Annotated in this window: 17 protein-coding genes; 7 read left to right on the forward strand and 10 right to left on the reverse strand. The window is 69.1% G+C overall.

From position 1 onward, the window contains the following. The first annotated feature begins 57 nt into the window (after positions 1-57). Positions 58-1,359 (forward strand): 23S rRNA (adenine(2503)-C(2))-methyltransferase RlmN, encoded by a 1,302-nt coding sequence (gene rlmN / locus KY497_RS05195; RefSeq protein ID WP_174799585.1) that lies wholly within the window; start codon positions 58-60, stop codon positions 1,357-1,359. Here the strand turns inward: rlmN and KY497_RS05200 are convergent. Next, positions 1,308-1,931, reverse strand: coding sequence for an NAD(P)H-dependent oxidoreductase (locus tag KY497_RS05200; protein ID WP_219869992.1), 624 nt, complete (start codon positions 1,929-1,931; stop codon positions 1,308-1,310). The genes rlmN and KY497_RS05200 overlap by 52 nt on opposite strands. 65 nt (positions 1,932-1,996) lie before the next feature. On the opposite strand from KY497_RS05200, the gene KY497_RS05205 reads away from it, so the two are divergent. Together KY497_RS05205 and KY497_RS05210 are read left to right on the forward strand one after the other, a co-directional pair. Continuing rightward, positions 1,997-2,569 (forward strand): TetR/AcrR family transcriptional regulator, encoded by a 573-nt coding sequence (locus tag KY497_RS05205; protein ID WP_055876064.1) that lies wholly within the window; start codon positions 1,997-1,999, stop codon positions 2,567-2,569. A gap of 85 nt (positions 2,570-2,654) precedes the next feature. Continuing rightward, a complete protein-coding gene (locus KY497_RS05210) occupies positions 2,655-4,271 on the forward strand; it encodes a DUF4407 domain-containing protein (RefSeq protein ID WP_219869993.1) in 1,617 nt (538 codons plus the stop codon). Between the two features lie 40 nt (positions 4,272-4,311). On the opposite strand, the gene KY497_RS05215 is transcribed toward KY497_RS05210, so the two are convergent. Beyond that, a complete protein-coding gene (locus KY497_RS05215; protein ID WP_141387095.1) occupies positions 4,312-4,620 on the reverse strand; it encodes a hypothetical protein in 309 nt (102 codons plus the stop codon). Between the two features lie 52 nt (positions 4,621-4,672). Between KY497_RS05215 and KY497_RS05220 the strand changes: the two genes are divergently transcribed. The 3 genes from KY497_RS05220 to KY497_RS05230 are packed head-to-tail and all read left to right on the forward strand — an operon-like array spanning position 4,673 to position 7,732. Continuing rightward, complete coding sequence (locus KY497_RS05220; RefSeq protein WP_258185918.1) at positions 4,673-6,145, forward strand: PLP-dependent aminotransferase family protein; 1,473 nt, start codon at positions 4,673-4,675, stop codon at positions 6,143-6,145. Between the two features lie 10 nt (positions 6,146-6,155). Then, a complete protein-coding gene (locus KY497_RS05225) occupies positions 6,156-6,665 on the forward strand; it encodes a hypothetical protein (protein WP_219869994.1) in 510 nt (169 codons plus the stop codon). Positions 6,666-6,718: 53 nt separating this feature from the next. Continuing rightward, entirely contained in the window at positions 6,719-7,732 is a 1,014-nt protein-coding gene (locus tag KY497_RS05230) for an aldo/keto reductase family protein (protein ID WP_017829513.1), read from the forward strand. 118 nt (positions 7,733-7,850) lie between these two features. Here KY497_RS05230 and KY497_RS05235 read toward each other — a convergent pair whose 3' ends face one another. From KY497_RS05235 to KY497_RS05250, 4 genes are read right to left on the reverse strand one after another with little or no spacing between them, the layout of a single operon-like run. After that, a complete protein-coding gene (locus tag KY497_RS05235; protein ID WP_017829512.1) occupies positions 7,851-8,771 on the reverse strand; it encodes a carbohydrate ABC transporter permease in 921 nt (306 codons plus the stop codon). Further along, positions 8,768-9,730 (reverse strand): carbohydrate ABC transporter permease, encoded by a 963-nt coding sequence (locus KY497_RS05240; RefSeq protein WP_219869995.1) that lies wholly within the window; start codon positions 9,728-9,730, stop codon positions 8,768-8,770. The genes KY497_RS05235 and KY497_RS05240 overlap by 4 nt, the downstream gene beginning before the upstream one ends. A 3-nt stretch (positions 9,731-9,733) precedes the next feature. After that, positions 9,734-11,044, reverse strand: coding sequence for a sugar ABC transporter substrate-binding protein (locus tag KY497_RS05245; RefSeq protein WP_218682517.1), 1,311 nt, complete (start codon positions 11,042-11,044; stop codon positions 9,734-9,736). A 58-nt stretch (positions 11,045-11,102) separates the two neighbouring features. Beyond that, entirely contained in the window at positions 11,103-12,338 is a 1,236-nt protein-coding gene (locus KY497_RS05250) for an aminotransferase class V-fold PLP-dependent enzyme (protein WP_219869996.1), read from the reverse strand. A 165-nt stretch (positions 12,339-12,503) separates the two neighbouring features. Here KY497_RS05250 and KY497_RS05255 point away from each other — a divergent pair, with 165 nt between their 5' ends. Beyond that, on the forward strand, positions 12,504-13,187 hold the full coding sequence (locus KY497_RS05255; protein WP_219869997.1) for a FadR/GntR family transcriptional regulator: 684 nt from the start codon (positions 12,504-12,506) through the stop codon (positions 13,185-13,187). 20 nt (positions 13,188-13,207) lie between these two features. Here the strand turns inward: KY497_RS05255 and KY497_RS05260 are convergent, their stop codons facing one another. From KY497_RS05260 to rbsD, 4 genes are read right to left on the reverse strand one after another with little or no spacing between them, the layout of a single operon-like run. Continuing rightward, entirely contained in the window at positions 13,208-13,723 is a 516-nt protein-coding gene (locus KY497_RS05260) for a glycine cleavage system protein R (RefSeq protein WP_219869998.1), read from the reverse strand. Positions 13,724-13,746: 23 nt separating this feature from the next. Beyond that, positions 13,747-14,805: a PLP-dependent cysteine synthase family protein gene (locus KY497_RS05265; RefSeq protein WP_055866126.1), complete on the reverse strand. Its 1,059-nt coding sequence runs from the start codon at positions 14,803-14,805 to the stop codon at positions 13,747-13,749. 21 nt (positions 14,806-14,826) lie between these two features. After that, positions 14,827-15,639: a GntR family transcriptional regulator gene (locus KY497_RS05270; RefSeq protein ID WP_127483085.1), complete on the reverse strand. Its 813-nt coding sequence runs from the start codon at positions 15,637-15,639 to the stop codon at positions 14,827-14,829. Next, positions 15,639-16,043 (reverse strand): D-ribose pyranase, encoded by a 405-nt coding sequence (gene rbsD / locus KY497_RS05275; RefSeq protein ID WP_219869999.1) that lies wholly within the window; start codon positions 16,041-16,043, stop codon positions 15,639-15,641. Before rbsD ends, KY497_RS05270 begins: the two co-directional genes overlap by 1 nt. Between the last annotated feature and the right edge of the window lie 31 nt (positions 16,044-16,074).

Below are 16,074 nucleotides of genomic sequence, written 5' to 3' on the forward strand. Positions count from 1 at the left end.
GAGGTCGCCTCCCGCGCCCCAGGGCGTTCCCATCCGCCACCGCGTACCCTGGAGGGTATGACCGAGACTCCCCGCACGCGCGAGACGCGCCCCGCAGCATCCGCGTCCGCCCCGCAGGGTCGGCCCGCCCAGGGCAAGGTCCGCGAGACGCGCACGGCGCAGGTGCGCCCCGCGACCGAGGGGTGGACCCAGCAGAAGGACGCCGAGGGGCGTCCGCTACTGCAGTTCGCGAGCCCCAAGCGCGGCAAGCCGCCGGTGCACCTGGCCGACCTCACGCCGGCCGAGCGCACCGAGAAGGTCAAGGAGCTCGGGCTTCCGGGCTTCCGCGCGAAGCAGCTGTCGACGCACTACTTCCGTCACTACACGTCCGACCCCGAGCAGATGACCGACCTCCCGGCCGACACCCGGGAGCAGCTCGTCGCCGGCATGCTCCCGCCTCTGCTCACCGAGGTGCGACGCCTGGAGACCGACCGCGGTGACACGATCAAGTTCCTGTGGCGCCTGCACGACGGCGCGCTGGTCGAGTCGGTGCTCATGCGCTACCCCGGCCGCATCACGCTGTGCGTGTCGAGCCAGGCCGGCTGCGGCATGAACTGCCCGTTCTGCGCGACCGGACAGGCGGGGCTCACCCGCAACATGTCGACGGCCGAGATCATCGAGCAGATCGTGCGCGCGAACCGGCTGATCGCCGAGGGCGGCCTTGGCGGCAAGAAGGCCGACGATCACAGCATGGAGCGCGTCTCGAACATCGTCTTCATGGGCATGGGGGAGCCGCTCGCCAACTACAAGCGCGTGATGGATGCGGTGCGCTCGATGGTCGCCCCGCAGCCCGACGGCCTCGGTATGAGCGCGCGCGGCATCACGGTGTCGACCGTGGGCCTCGTGCCCGCGATCAAGAAGCTCGCCGACGAGAACATCCCGGTCACGTTCGCGCTGTCTCTGCACGCGCCCGATGACCACCTGCGCGACGAGCTCATCCCCGTGAACTCGCGGTGGAAGGTCGACGAGGCCCTCGATGCCGCCTACGAGTACTACGCCAAGACCGGTCGCCGCGTCTCGATCGAGTACGCACTCATCAAGGACATGAACGACCACGCCTGGCGCGCCGACCTGCTGGCCGAGAAGCTCAATCAGCGTGGCCGCGGCTGGGTGCACGTGAACCCGATCCCGCTGAACCCGACGCCCGGATCGATCTGGACCTCGTCGGAGATCCCGGTGCAGAACGAGTTCGTGCGCAGGCTCAACGACGCCGGTATCCCCACGACCCTCCGCGACACCCGCGGCAAGGAGATCGACGGCGCCTGCGGTCAGCTCGTCGCCACGACCGAGGACGAGGCCGCTTCCGCCGCGATCGGCTGAGGCGCACCCGCTCGGCGTCCGTCCGCGGCGCCCAGCCGTTCGGCGCGGTCGAGCCACCGCGTGATGGTGGCATCGCTCGCGTCCTTCACACCGAGCATGCGGTGCGTGCGCACCGAGCGGATCCCGCAGAAGCGCATCGTCCCCCGGGCGACGTGGGTCTGCGCGGGCAATCCGGTGAACGGCACGAAGTACCAGGGTGTGTCCGCGAGCAGGAGCAGGCGGCCGTGGCGTGCCGGCAGCAGGCCCTCGACGAGACCGAGCTTCGTGTACCGGTACTCCTGCTGCGGCAGCAGAGCGCGGTCGAAGAAGCCCTTCAGCAGGGCGGGGACCGACCCCCACCACAGCGGCGTCGCGATGACGACCGTGTCGGCGCTCTGCAGTGCGCGCTTCGCCTCGACGAGGTCGGGCTCGAGCGTCATGCGCTCGCGGTAGCCGAAGCGCAGGTTCGGGTCGAAGTCGAGGTCGCGGGGGGCGAGCACGCGTGCGTCGCCGTGGGCTGCGGCGTAGCGCTGCGCGAGCGCGGCGGTCAGGGAGCGGGCATCGGGATGACCGTCGATCACGATAGCGGGCATGTCGGATTCCTATCTGGACAGTGTCAAGCTGGTGGACACTGTCAAGATAGGAGAGGATGTTGCTCATGTCAAGTTCGAAGGACGGCTACCACCACGGCGATCTCGCCCGTGCGCTGGAAGACGCCGCGATGCAGCTGCTGGAGCGCATGCCCGCGGCGGAGATCAGCCTGCGCGAGGTCGCTCGGGCCGCGAACGTCAGCCACAACGCTCCCTATCACCACTTCTCGGACCGGCTCGGACTGCTGAAGGCGATCGCCGAGCGCAGCATGGCCGACCTCCTCGACCGGGTCCGCGCCGCCGCCGAGAACGCCCGCACCCCGCGGGCCGCGCTCACCGAGGGGGGATCCGCGTACATCCGTTTCGCGGTCGAGCATCCGCACGCGTTCGATGCGGTCTACGACCCGACCGTCTGCGTGCCCGGGGCTCCCACCCCGACGATGGCGCCTCTGATCGACGGGCTCGAGGCCGTGCTCGCCGAGAGTGCAGCCGCCGCGGGCCTGGACCGACCGACCGATGTCGTCGCGCTGTGGGGTCTGATCCACGGGCTCGGAACGCTGGCCGCCGCCGGGCACTTCACGCTCGACGACGGGCTCTCCGCCTATGCCGCCGCCCTCGATCGGCTTCTGCCGGCAACCTGATCTGCCCGGTTCCGCCGCCCAAGCTGTGAGTCGCTCAAAGCACTCTTCCACGCGATGCACAGGCGACCTTTCGTAGATTGTTCGGATGCCCTATTCCGCCCATCGACCGGGTCGCTACGACTCGCAGGGTCGGATCATCCTCGACAGCGAACCCGACGCCGTCACGGATGACCTCGACTTCCTGCGCGAGTTCGAGCCCACCGGCACGGACAACGCCACCCGTGAGGCGTCCGCATCCGCGACGTCGGAGGCGACCCCGATCGCCGACGCCCTCGTTTCAGAAGAGCCCGCCCCGGTGAAGCCCCCGCGCGCGCGCCGGCCCCGCAAGACGCGCCCACCGCGCACTCCCGGTTCGCGCGCGCGGACCCTTGCGATCCTCGGAGGAGCGGAAGGCGAGATCCTCGACCGCGTCCCCGGCGAGACGCCGCGCTTCGTGCAGATGTTCTTCGTGCTCGCCGGCACCGCGCTCGTCTCGGCGATCTCGATGCTCTTCGCCCTCACCACCGGTGTGCAGGCAGCCATTTGGCTGGCCGTGCCGCTGGCGCTCGTGTGGGCGCTCATCATCTTCAACCTCGACCGCTTCCTCACCTCGACCATGAGCTCGACGAGGAACGTCTGGCGCCTCATCGGCCTCGCGATCCCGCGTGTGATCATGGCCGCGATCATCGGGTTCGTCGTCGCCGAGCCGCTCGTGCTGCAGATCTTCCACAACGACATCGCCCGTGAGGTCGCCTCCACCAACATCACGCAGTCGCAATCCGACCAGGAGGCTCTCGAATCGGGCCCGGAGAAGATCGCGCTCGACGCGGCATCCGCCAAGGTCGCCGAGCTCGAGAACCAGGCGGCGACCGGCATCGTCGCGGGGACGGACGCCTCGTCGGCCACGGAATCTGCGGCCCAGGCCACGGTCGATGACGTGACCGCGAAGATGACCGCTCAGCAGGCCGTGATCGACCAGGCTCGTGTGCTGTACCAGTGCGAACTGACGGGTGAGGGTGCCGGCACCGTTCCCGGCTGCACCGGCGTCAACGGCCAGGGCGCCAGTTCGGATGCCGCCAAGGCGCAGCTCGCCGAGGCCCAGCAGACCTACGACGCGCTCGCCGCGCAGCTGCGCACCGCGAACGAGGAGCTCGCCGCTGCGGGGGCCGCCGCGAAGGAGAACACCTCGTCGTCGGAGGCGCAGAACCGCGAGCAGGCGAAGTCGCAGCTGCCGACCGCCCGCGACTCCTACGACCAGGCACTCGCCGCGTACAACGCGCGGGCCGACGCCGTGGCGCAGGGCAACGCCGGGGCCGTCGGGCTGCTCAGCCAGATCAGCGGACTCAACCGGCTGAGCGAGAAGGAGCCCTCTATCCTGTGGGCGCACATCCTGATCGCCGCGCTGTTCTTCATGATCGAGCTGCTGCCGGTGCTCGTGAAGGTGCTCACGAGCTACGGTGACCCGAGCCTCTACGAGAAGGCCGCGGCGATCCGCAAGCAGGTCGCACTCGATCGGGTGACGGCCGAGGGGTTCCGTGACCGCGCCAAGATCGTGACGGACCAGTCCCAGGAGGTACAGGCCGAGGCCGGCTCCGGTGAGCCGCAGACGCGTGCGGAACGCCGAGAAGCGGCCGAGGCGCAGGAGCGGGAACGGGCGGAGAAGCGCGCGCAGGCGCAGACGCTCGAGGAGCAGGAGCAGCTGGTTCGTCCGACGATCGGCTGAGCCGGGCACCGCGGTGCGGCGAGGCTCCGCGAGGCTCCGGTCAGGCGAGTTGAGGAATGCGCTCCGACATCCGTGGCGCCTGCTGCGGGGAGAGCTCGCTGATCCGGATGCTTCCCCGCGCCGGGTCGTCGCGGACAGCGGCGGCGATCGAGCGGATCAACGCAACGGTGGACGGGGTGCGTGCCCAGCGCGCTCCGGTCAGCAGTGCCTCGATGCGGGCGAGCGGATGCTGAAGCGTGACATCGTGCTGGCGGACATCATCGCTGAGCCACTCCAGGAGCTGTGCGATGGTCCAATCGGGGTTGATTGGTCCAGGCTCAGAAGGACTGCTGGCGAAATGCGTGTTCATTGGTCCAGAATCGGTTCTCATGAGCGTGAAAGACAGGGCCAATGGCGGGCCAATGGATCAGGTATCGGCCATTGTTGCGGGGCGAGCGGCATCTCTCGTGCACGCAGGTGACGTGTCGTCGGAGGCGCTCTCGGCACGGCTCGGCCGCTGGACACAGGGAGACGGCACTCTCGCCGCCCGGCTCTCGAGGGGCATCGAGAGCCTGATCGCGAGTGGCGAGGTGCGCCCGGGGGACCGGCTGCCCGCGGAGCGCGCACTGGCAGCCGCAGGCTCCGTCTCGCGCGGCACGGTCGTCGCCGCGTACGCCGACCTCGCCGAGCGCGGTCTCGTCGACCGGCGGCAGGGGAGCGGCACCCGCATCGCCGGGACAGCCGCAACCGCCGTGCCCGCCCAGCGACCGGGGCGAGGAGAAGCCCTGTTCTCCGCGCTGCCGAACGCGATCGATCTCCTGCGCACCGTGCCGCAGATCTCCGACCTCGGGGTGCAGCTCATCCGCGATCACAAGCCGCGGCTCGACCTCGCCCTGCTGCCCGAGACCGACCCTGCGGGCCTTCCTGCCCTGCGCGCCCTCATCGCCGACATGTACACCGCGGAGGGGACCCCGACCACACCGGAGCAGATCCTCGTCACCCACGGCGCGCAGCAGGCCATCAGCCTCGTGGTCAATGCGCTCGTCGGGCCCGGCGACATCGTGCTCGCCGAGGAGATCACCTGGCCGGGAGTCACCGACTCGGTCGGACTGCGCGGTGGCACGGTGCACGGCGTCCCGATGGGGGACGACGGTCTCGACGTCGACGCGCTGGAGCAGGCGCTCGCCCGACTGCGCCCCGTGCTCGTCGCGCTGAACCCGCATCACCAGAATCCCACCGGGTCGCGCCTGCCTGCCCCCGCGAGGCACCGGGTGGCCGAGCTCGCCGCGCAGTACGGCGTTCCCGTCATCGAAGACCGCGTGCTCGCGGGCATCTCCTTCGACGGGGTCGTGCCGCCCACGCTCGCGGCCGAGCGCGCGGATGCCCCCGTCATCGTGGTCGAGTCGGTGTCGAAGTGGGTGTGGGCGGGGCTGCGGATCGGCTGGTTGCGCGCCGACCCCGTGCTCGTGCGACGGCTGCGCGGTGCGCGCCAGCTCGCCGACCAGTCCACCAGCGTGCCGGGCCAGCTGCTCGCGCTCGACCTGATCGCCCGCGCCGACGACCTGCGCCGGGCGAACAGCCGCATCCACCAGGAACGGCTGAGACTGCTCCAGGCGCTCATGGCCGAGCACCTGCCCGACTGGACGGTCGAACCGCCCCGTGGCGGGCTCTCGCTGTGGGTGCGGTTGCCCGCGGGGTCGGCGGCGGCGCTCGCCAGGACGGCCGCAACGCACGGCGTCTCGGTCGCGGGGAGCGCGGCGTTCGCGGTATCCGCGTCGCCGGACGACCACATCCGCATCCCGTTCACCGCCCCCGACGACGTGCTGGCAGAGGGGATCCGCCGACTCGGAGCGGCCTGGCGCGAGTATCGGGAGACTCTCGGGATGTCCTCTTAGGCTGACCCGCATGACTCGGATGCAGCGTCGGACCATGCGGATGCAGACGCTGTGGATCTCGATCGTCGGCGTGCTCGCCGTCACGATCTATGCCGCGCTCGCCGCGGTGCAGATCCTGGTGCTCAATCCACTCGCCGCCGCTCCCGGTAGATCACTCGACGAGATCCATGCGGAGATGTCGAACGCCGGTGAGAGCCTGATGCCGGGCCAAGCGTTCTTCATCCTCGGTGTCGGCATCGCCCTGGCTGTGGCGCTCGCGGTCGTCGCGGTATGCACCGCTGCGCATCCGCTGATCCCGGCGATGGGTTTCCTGGTGCTGCTGATGCTCGGGGCGGGGGGTTACTTCATCGCCTCGTTCGGCGCCGGCATGGGACTCGCCGACGCCTTCGGCATCGGCGGGGGCGACTACTCGCCATGGGCACGCCCCCTCTATGCCGTGAGTGCGCTCTCCGCCGTCGCGCTCGTCGTCGTCGGAGTCATGGCCGCGGTACGACCACGCTCCGCTCCTGCGACCGCCTGACCTCTTCCCTCGCATCCGGCCCGGCCATAGTGGGCAGCCAGTAGCGTTGATCCATGGTCAACTATCGCTATCTCGGCAACAGCGGTCTCAAGGTCTCGGAGATCACCTACGGCAACTGGGTCACCCACGCCTCACAGGTCGGCGACGACGCCGCCGTGAAGACCGTGCATGCCGCCCTCGACGCCGGCATCACCACCTTCGACACCGCCGACACCTACGCCAACACGGCCGCGGAGGTCGTGCTCGGCAAGGCGCTGGAGGGTCAGCGCCGCGAGGGGCTGGAGATCTTCACGAAGGTCTACTTCCCGACCGGCCCCAAGGGACCGAACGACACCGGCCTGAGCCGCAAGCACATCTTCGAGTCGATCAACGGCTCGCTCACGCGCCTCGGCACCGACTACGTCGACCTGTACCAGGCACACCGCTTCGACTACGAGACCCCGCTCGAGGAGACGTTCCAGGCCTTCGCCGACGTCGTCCGCCAGGGCAAGGCGCTCTACATCGGCGTCTCGGAGTGGACCGCGGAGCAGCTGCGCGAAGGGCATGCTCTCGCCAAGCAGCTCGGCATTCAGCTCATCTCGAACCAGCCCCAGTACTCGATGCTGTGGCGTGTCATCGAGGGCAAGGTCGTGCCGGCATCCGAAGAGCTCGGCATCTCGCAGATCGTCTGGTCGCCGATGGCGCAGGGCGTGCTCAGCGGCAAGTACCTCCCTGGTCAGCCGGTGCCAGAGGGCTCGCGTGCGACCGACCCCCACAGCGGCGCCGACTTCATCAAGAGCTTCCTGCAGGACGACATCCTCACCGCCGTCCAGCGCCTCAAGCCGATCGCCGAGCAGGCGGGCCTGTCGATGCCGCAGCTCGCGATCGCGTGGGTGCTGCAGAACCCGAACGTGGCAGCGGCCCTCGTCGGAGCCTCGCGTCCGGAGCAGCTCGCCGAGACCGTCAAGGCCTCTGGCGTGAAGCTCGACGCCGACACCATGACCGCGATTGACGAGGCCCTGGGCGACACGGTCAACCGCGATGCGGAGGCGACGTACTCGACCTCCCCGAAGACGCGCCTGGTCTGAGTGTCCTGATCTGAGTGCCCTGATCTGACGCCGAGACCCATCGGTAGCGTCGAGACCCACCCCCGCTGACGTATGCGCGGGTGGGTCTCGACGTTGGGCGTGGGTCTCGGCGCTCGCCTTACTCCTTGACGGCGCCGGCGGTCAGGCCCTGCACGATCCAGCGGCTCGCGAGAGCGAACATCGCCATGGTCGGCAGGATCGTCAACACCGCGGCGGCACTCATCGAGCCCCAGTCGATGTTGAAGGTGGAGATGAAGCCGTTCAGCGCCGAGGGCACGGTGCGGTTCGCGTCGGTGTTCATCAGCACGACCGACAGGAACAGCTCGTTCCAGCAGTTGACGAAGTTGAAGATGAACGCCGCGATGATGCCGGGGGTCATCACCGGGACGAGCACGCGGAACAGAGCGCCCAGGCGTGAGCATCCGTCGATCATCGCCGCCTCTTCGAGCGCATCCGGCACGTTCTCGAAGAAGCCCCGCAGCATGACGGTCGAGAACGGGATGCAGATCGCGATGTACACGAGGATGAGCCCCGGCTTGGTGTCGACCAGGCCGAGGTCGGTCATCATCGAGTAGAGGGGCCCGAGCGCGATGAACGCCGGGATCATCTGGGTCAGCAGGAACGCGATCAGGATCGCCCCCTTGCCGCGGAACTCGAACCGGGCCAGCACGTACGCGCTCAACAGGGCGATGAGGGTGGCCACGGCACCGCCGACGACCGCGACCAGGGCGGAGTTGCCGAGGAAGACCCCGAACGAGCTCTTCTGGAACAGGCTGATGTAGTTCTCGAGCGACGGCTCGCTCGGCCAGTACTCGATCGGGAAGCGGTTGATCGTGCCCGGCGACTTGATCGACGTCAGCGCGATCCAGTACAGCGGGAACAGTGTGATCACGAGCCAGAGTCCCAGGCCCACGACACGGACGATGCCGCCGATCGTGACGCGCGGCTTCGGGCGCGGTGCGGATGCCGGGTCGGGCACGGTGATGCGGCGGGTCTCGGTGATCGAGGAGCCCGTCCGCGAGGCGTCTGTCATGGTCATCGCTGCACTCTCCGCATCGCCATCAGGTAGAACGCGCAGAACACGAACAGGACCGCCATCACGATGAGGCCGATCGCGCTCGCGAAGCCGTAGTTGCCCTGTTGGGTGTAGTTGATCATCCAGGTCGTGATGATGTGCGTCTGGTTGGCGGGTCCGCCGTTGGTCATCGCGTAGATGATGTCCGGGAAGTTGAAGATCCAGATCACGCGCAGCAGGATCGTCAGCAGCAGCGTCATCGAGATGTACGGGATGATGATCGAGAACAGCTGACGGAACTTGCCGGCGCCGTCCAGGCTCGCCGCCTCCAGCATCTCGTCGGGGACCGACTGCAGGGCCGCGAGGATCATGATCGCGAAGAACGTCACCCCGTACCAGACGTTCGCGACGATCACCGCGAACATCGCGAGCTTCGGGTCGGCCAGCCAGGGCAGCGGCGCATCGATCAGCCCGGCCTTCATGAGCAGGTCGTTGACCACGCCGAACTCGGCGTTGAACATCCAGCGGAAGAGCATGCCGATGAGGAAGCCCGACACCGCCCACGGGAAGAACACGAGCGCCTGGTAGAGCCCGCGGAAGCGGAACCTCTTGCGCAGGGCGAGCGCGATCAGGAACCCGATCACGAGCTGCGGCACGAGCGAGCCGACGACCCACAGCACGGAGTTTCCCGCGACGGTCGGGAAGGCCGGATCGCGGAACACCGCGAGGAAGTTGTCGAAGCCCACGAACGGCGTCGACGTGAGATCCCACAGGTTCCAGTCGTGGAAGGCCATGCGCGCGCCCTGCAGCATCGGCCAGTAGGTGAACCAGCAGACGAAGACGATTGCCGGCGCGAGGAAGGCCAGCAGCGTCCATGCCTGGCGGCTGCGGAACGGGCGCCGGCGCGATGCCGGGGAGGCCCCGACGACTGCCTGCTGCGAAGCAGTGCCGACGGAGCCTCCCTTGTGAGCGGTGCGGGCCACAGGTCAGCCCTTTTCCGAGGCGTACTTCTCGGTCCAGAACGCATCCCACGACGCCAGCAGGTCGCTGGTCGACATGTTGCCCAGCAGCACGTTCTGCACGTCCTGGTCGGACTTCTGGATCCACTCGGTCCACCAGCTGACCCCGCGCGGCTGACGCACGTTGACGTAGGTCTCCGGGTCTTCCGTCATGGTGACGTAGCTGGTCCACGGGCCCGACGAGTAGAAGTCATCATCTGCCGCGGCCGTGATGATCGGCACCAGGCTGTTGGCCTGGGCGAACTCGGTGGCGGGCTCGGCGGACGAGAGGAACTCGACCAGCTTGACGGCCGCCTCCTTGTTCTCGCTGTTCTCGGCCACGCCCCAGCCGGCGACGGCGAGCGGCTGGGCGGCCTTGCCCGACGGGCCGACGAGCAGCGGAGCGGTGTCCCACTGGTCCTCGGTCAGCGAGGAGTCCTGCACGGTCGCGATGACCTCGGGGTCCTGCAGCAGGAAGGCGGTGGTGCCGTTCGTGAAGCCGGCGACCATCTCGGGGTAGCCCCATGAGACGGCGGAGGGCGGGGAGGCCTTCTTGAAGAGGTCGAAGTAGTCGTCGACGGCATCCTGCGCCTCGGGGGCGGCGAAGATCGTCGAGCCGTCCTCCATCAGGAACGCATCGTCGACGTCGAGTCCGTCGATCGTGTACGCCTCGATGGCCGCGACCACGTTGCTGTTGGCGTTCTGGCCGCCGCGGAAGGCGTAGCCGTAGATGTTGTTCGACGGGTCCTGGATCGCACTGGCCTGCTCGAGCAGGTCCTTCCAGCTGTGCGGCGGGCCGTCGAACCCGGCGTCCTTCACGAGGTCGGTGCGGTAGAACAGCGACAGCCCGTAGAAGCCGTAGGGAACGAAGTAGCTCTTGCCGTCGGCGGCGACCGAGGCGGACTGGGCGTTGTCGGTCAGGGCGTCCCAGCCGTCCCACTTCTCGAGGTCGGGGCCCAGGTCGTACAGCCAGCCGTTGTTCGCGAACGGTCCGACGGTGATGTCGCGCACCTCCAGCACGTCGACGCCCTTGCCGGACTGCAGCATCTGCTGGATCTTCGCGTCGGCCTGCTCGGTGGGAGGGGAGACCAGGTTGACCGTGATCTTCGGGTTCGCCTTCTCGAAGTCGTCGAGCAGCCCGCGCACGAGCTCGGTGCGGGCGGGGTTGGTCAGGCTCTCGACCATCTGCAGGGTGACGGCGCCGTCGGCGGACGGGCCGGAACTTGCGGAACAGCCGGTGAGAGCGAGGACGGCGACGGTGCCGAATCCCGCTGCGGTCGTCAAGATCTTGTTCTTCACGATGTGCCTCTCGGTGGGGTGGGGGTGGATGTTGCGGTCGGGCGGGGGACGGACGCGGTCAGGGAAGGACGAGGGAGTCGGCGCGGCGGATGCCGGCGCGGCTGAGGATCTGCGGGACGCAGCGCTCGACGAAGGCCTCGTAGTCGGCGGCCTCGTTGTAGAGGTGGGCGGAGAGTCGGAAGTAGCCGACGCCGCGGAAGCTGGTGAAGGCCGTCTCGACGCCCACCTCGTCGAGCAGGTCCATGCGCAGGGCATCGGCCTCTTCGCGGGTCGCGCCGAGCCCGAGCGGAAGGCGCACGAGTCGCATCGACGGCACGGGCGAGGGGAGCGGGGTGAGCGGGTCTTCGTCGCCGTAGGGGCGCAGGGCTTCGGCGATCACCGCGGCACCGGCATCCGCGATCTCCGCCATCGCTGTGCGCGCGGCCGCCCAGCCGAACTCGCTCTCGATGAAGTCGATCGCGGTCGGGGTCGCCAGGTAGGTCGTGGCGTCGATCGTGCCCTGGGTGTCGAAGCGGGTGGGATACGGCTCGCGCGCGGACCAGGAGTCGATGAGCGGCCAGAGCTCGTCGCGGTCGGGGGCGGTCGTGACGAGCAGGGCAGAGCCGCGCGGGGCGCAGGGCCACTTGTGCAGGTTGCCGAACCACCAGTCGCCCCCCGCGACCGCTGCCGCGTCGGGGATGAGGCCGGGGGCATGGGCGCCGTCGACGAGTGTGCGTACGCCGCGCTGGGACGCGGCGTCGGCGATGCGCCGCGTCGGCAGCAGCCGCGCGGTGGGGGAGGTGATCTGGTCGACGACGATCAGGCGGGTGCGGGGCGTGAGCGCATCGGTGAAGAGCTGCACGATCTCGTCGTCGGAGGCGAGCAGGGGCAGGGCGACGGTGTGGACCGTCGCACCGAACCGGCGGGCGAGGCGCTCGGCTCCCATCGTGATGGCCCCGTACCCCTGGTCGGTCACGAGGATCTCGTCACCGGTCTCGAGCTGCAGCGCGTTGTAGACCACGGTCGCCGCCGCGGAGGCGTTCGGAACGAAGGCGCTGTCCTCCGCACGCGCGCCCACGAACGGGGCGGTGCGCTCGCGAGCCTCCTGCACGCGTTCGGCGATGCGCGGGAACCACTCGACGGGGCTGAGATCGGCGCGGCGGCGCAGGGCGTCCTGATGCTCGCCGACGACGGACGGGACCGCGCCGAAGGATCCGTGGTTGAGGTGGATCACTTCCCGGTCGAGGGGCCAGGCGTCGCGCGCTCGCATGCCGGAGTTCAGCGTGAGCAGTGCGGGGAACAGCGGTGCGGGCATCGGTCCTCATCGATGAGTCGGGCAAGTTGTTGTACAACTTTTCCACATGCCGTGGAAAACTGCCACGAAAAGGTGAAGATGAAACATAGTTATCATACGAGTTCCCTGCGAAGGGGAGTTCCGACAGACTTCACGAGGGGCGGGGGAGTGTCAGAGAGGATGACGATGAGCGCACTCGACACGGCGCTGCACGGGCTGCGGGCGCTGATCGCCGACGGCGCGCTGCGACCCGGCGACCGGCTGCCGAGCGAAGGCGAGCTCTGCGAACGTCTCGGCGTCTCCCGGGGATCCCTGCGCGAAGCGATCCGGATGCTGGCCGCTCTCGGTGTGCTCGACACCCGTCACGGCTCCGGCAGCTACGTCAGCGAACTGCGTGCCGCCGATCTGATCGGCAGCCTGTCACTCACCGTCGGACTGCTGCCGATGGCCGGAGTGCTGGAGCTGACCGAGCTGCGCCGCGTGCTCGAACCGCATGCCGCCGCGCTCGCCGCAGCCCGCATCGACGAGGACACGGTGGCGTCGCTGGACCGTGTGCTCGACGAGATCGAGGCGACCACTGACTTCGAGGCGCAGTCGCGGCTCGACCACGAGTTCCACATGGCGATCTCCGGCGTTGCGGGGAACGAGGCGCTGACCAGCCTGATCGACGTGCTGCGTTCGCGCTCGCGGGCGTACCGCATCTCCGATCCTGAGGATGCGGCCGAGCTCAAGGTGCACTCGGATGCCGGACACCGCGCGATCCTGCGCGGGCTCGCGTCGGCAGATCCGGTCGCCGCGAGCGCTGCGGCCTCCGCGCATGTGGCCTACACGGAGTACTGGGTGCGGAGGTACTCCGGGCTCGAGGACTGACGCGCGTTCTGGCGGAATGCTCAGCCGAGGGTGATGTCGACCTGGATCTCGGCGGCGATGCGTTCGAGGTCGGCACGTAGGGCGTCGAGGTCGACGGAGGCCGGGACTTTCGCGGTGACCGACGCCTCGAACAGGCGCCCTCCGGCCATCGCGGCATCCCTGGTCTCGGTGGCGAGTTCCTCGATGCTCAGGGCATGCGCGCTCAGCACGCCGGAGACTTCGCGCACGATGCCGGGGCGGTCGTTGCCGAGCACCTGGATCTCGAGCAGCTGATCGTCGTCTGCGGCGGCATCCGGGGTGCCGGTGAGCACGGCGAGCGTGAGGAGCCCCTGGCCCTGGAGGCCGCGCAGAGCACTCTCGAGCTCCGCCGCCTGGTCGGTCGGAACGGAGACCTCGATGACGCCCGCGAACGTGCCGACGAGCTCAGCCAGCGAGCTGTTCTCCCAGTTGCCGCCGTGCGCATCCACGACATCGGCGACGGCGGCCACGAGGCCAGGACGGTCTGCACCCGCGACGGTGAGGATCAGAGTAGTCATGCGGCCAGCGTAGCCCGCAGCCCTCACTCCACCCAGACGCCGGACTCCAGGAACCCGTCGAGTCGTGCCCGGTGCGGGGCGAGGTCCCAGCCTTGGGCCGCGACCCACTCGTCGGAGTAGTAGGTGCCGGCGTAGCGGACGCCGCTGTCGCAGATCAGGGTCACGACGCTGCCGGTCTCTCCCGCGGCCCGCATGCGGGCGATGAGCTGGAACGCGCCGTAGAGGTTCGTGCCCGTCGAGCCCCCGGCCCAGTGCAGGGTGCGTTCGCGCAGCAGGCGGATCGCGGCGATCGAGCCGGCATCCGGAACCTGGATCATCTCGTCGATCACGGTGGGCACGAACGACGCCTCGACCCGGGGGCGGCCGATGCCCTCGATGCGGCTCGGACGCCCGGCCGGCGGGTCCACGGTGCCGGCCCATCCGTCGTAGAAGGCCGAGCCCTCGGGATCGACGACCGCGACCTTGGTGTCATGCCTGCGGTACTTCACGTACCGGCCGAACGTCGCGCTCGTGCCACCGGTGCCGGCGCCCGTGACGATCCAGGAGGGGATCGGATGCCGTTCCTGGGAGAGCTGGCTGAACACGCTCTCGGCGATGTTGTTGTTGCCGCGCCAGTCTGTCGCGCGCTCGGCGAAAGTGAACTGGTCGAGGTAGTGGCCGGTGCAGTCGGAGGCGAGGCGCTGGGCCTCGGGCGACATGTCCTCTGCCCGGTCGACGAAGTGGCAGGTGCCGCCGTAGAACTCGATGAGGTCGATCTTCTCCTGCACGGTCGAACGGGGAACGACCGTGATGAACGGCAGCCCCAGCATGCGGGCGAAGTACGCCTCGGAGACGGCGGTCGATCCGCTCGACGACTCCACCAGTGTGGTGTCTTCGCGGATGCGTCCGTTGACCAGGCCGTAGAGGATCAGCGAGCGCGCGAGGCGATGCTTGAGGGAGCCCGTGGGGTGCACGGACTCGTCCTTCAGGTAGAGGTCGATGCCCCACTCCGACGGCAGCGGGAACAGGTGCAGGTGGGTGTCGGCGCTGCGGTTGGCATCGGCTTCCAGCAGGGCGATCGCGGTGCTGGTCCAGTCGCTCATGCCCTCGACATTACCGGCCGCTCAGCCGACCGTCCCGGCGCGGGACGCCCCGCCTTCGCCATCGACGTGCAGCAGCGAGGCCTGCGACTGCTCCTGCTGCAGTTGGAACTCGAAGCGCGAGCGGTCGCCGCGGTGATACGCGATGAAGTACTCGATCGGCGTGCCGTCGGAGCTGCGGCTGATGCTACGCAGACGCAGCAGGGCCGAGCCGGCGCTGACTCCCAGATGCTGTGCCTGCTCGTGCGTGGCCACGGTCGCCTCGGCTGAGCGCACGCCGTGCGTCGCGACGATGCCGTTGTCGGCGAGCAGTCGGTACAGAGAGCCCTCGGTCAGGTCGGCGCCGAGCGTCACACGGCCGACGGCCTCCGGCATCCACGTCGTCGACAGCGACCACGGCTCGCCGTCGACATGGCGCAGACGCTCCAGTGCGACGACGGGCGACCCCACGGGCACCTCCAGCGCCAGGGCGACCTCTTCATCCGCCGTCGTCTGCTCGTGCCGCAGCACGTCGCTGTGCACATGGCCGCCGCGGCGCTCGACATCGTCGTACAGACCGACCAGCGTGTGCACCAGGCTCTCGCTCGTGCGGGGACGGGAGACGAAGGTGCCCTTGCCCTTCACCCGCTCGACGAGTCCCTCATGTTCGAGCTGGGCGAGCGCCTGGCGCACGACGGTGCGCGAGATGCCGTAGCGCTCGCACAGCCGATGCTCACCGGGCAGCGGGTCGCCGGGCTGCAACCCGTCGCGCGCGATGCCGTCGATGATCAGCTGGCGCAGCTGGTCGTACATCGGCGCGGCGGAGTGCCGGTCGATCGCGTCGTCGACGAGGGCCATCAGTACGCCACCCCCGCGTGCAGGACCACGTTCGCGTAGGGGGTGAACTCCCCCGACCGCACGAATGCGCGGGCGCCGTGGCTGAGCTTCTTGAACTCGACGTGCGGGAGGAGTTCGATCTCGAATCCCATCCCGGCGAACCGCTCCCGCAGCGCGGCCAGCACCTCCGGGCTCTTCTCGGCGACCTCTGCCGAGACCGTCGCTCCCTCCACGACCAGCTCGGCGAGCACGGTGTCGAGCACGTCGAGGAAGGCCGGAGCCCCCGGCCGATACGCCAGGTCGATGCGCTCGGAGCCCGGGGGGATCGGCAGGCCCGCGTCGGTGACGACGAGCAGGTCGGTGTGGCCGGTCTCGCTGATCACGCGGGAGAGCGCGGGATTGATCGTGGTGGCTGTCTTGCGCATGTGGCTCCTCGGTGCTCCGCAGGTTCGGTTC

It is taken from the genome of Microbacterium sp. PAMC22086 (genome assembly GCF_019443525.1).
GTDB classification, from domain to species: Bacteria; Actinomycetota; Actinomycetes; order Actinomycetales; family Microbacteriaceae; genus Microbacterium; species Microbacterium maritypicum.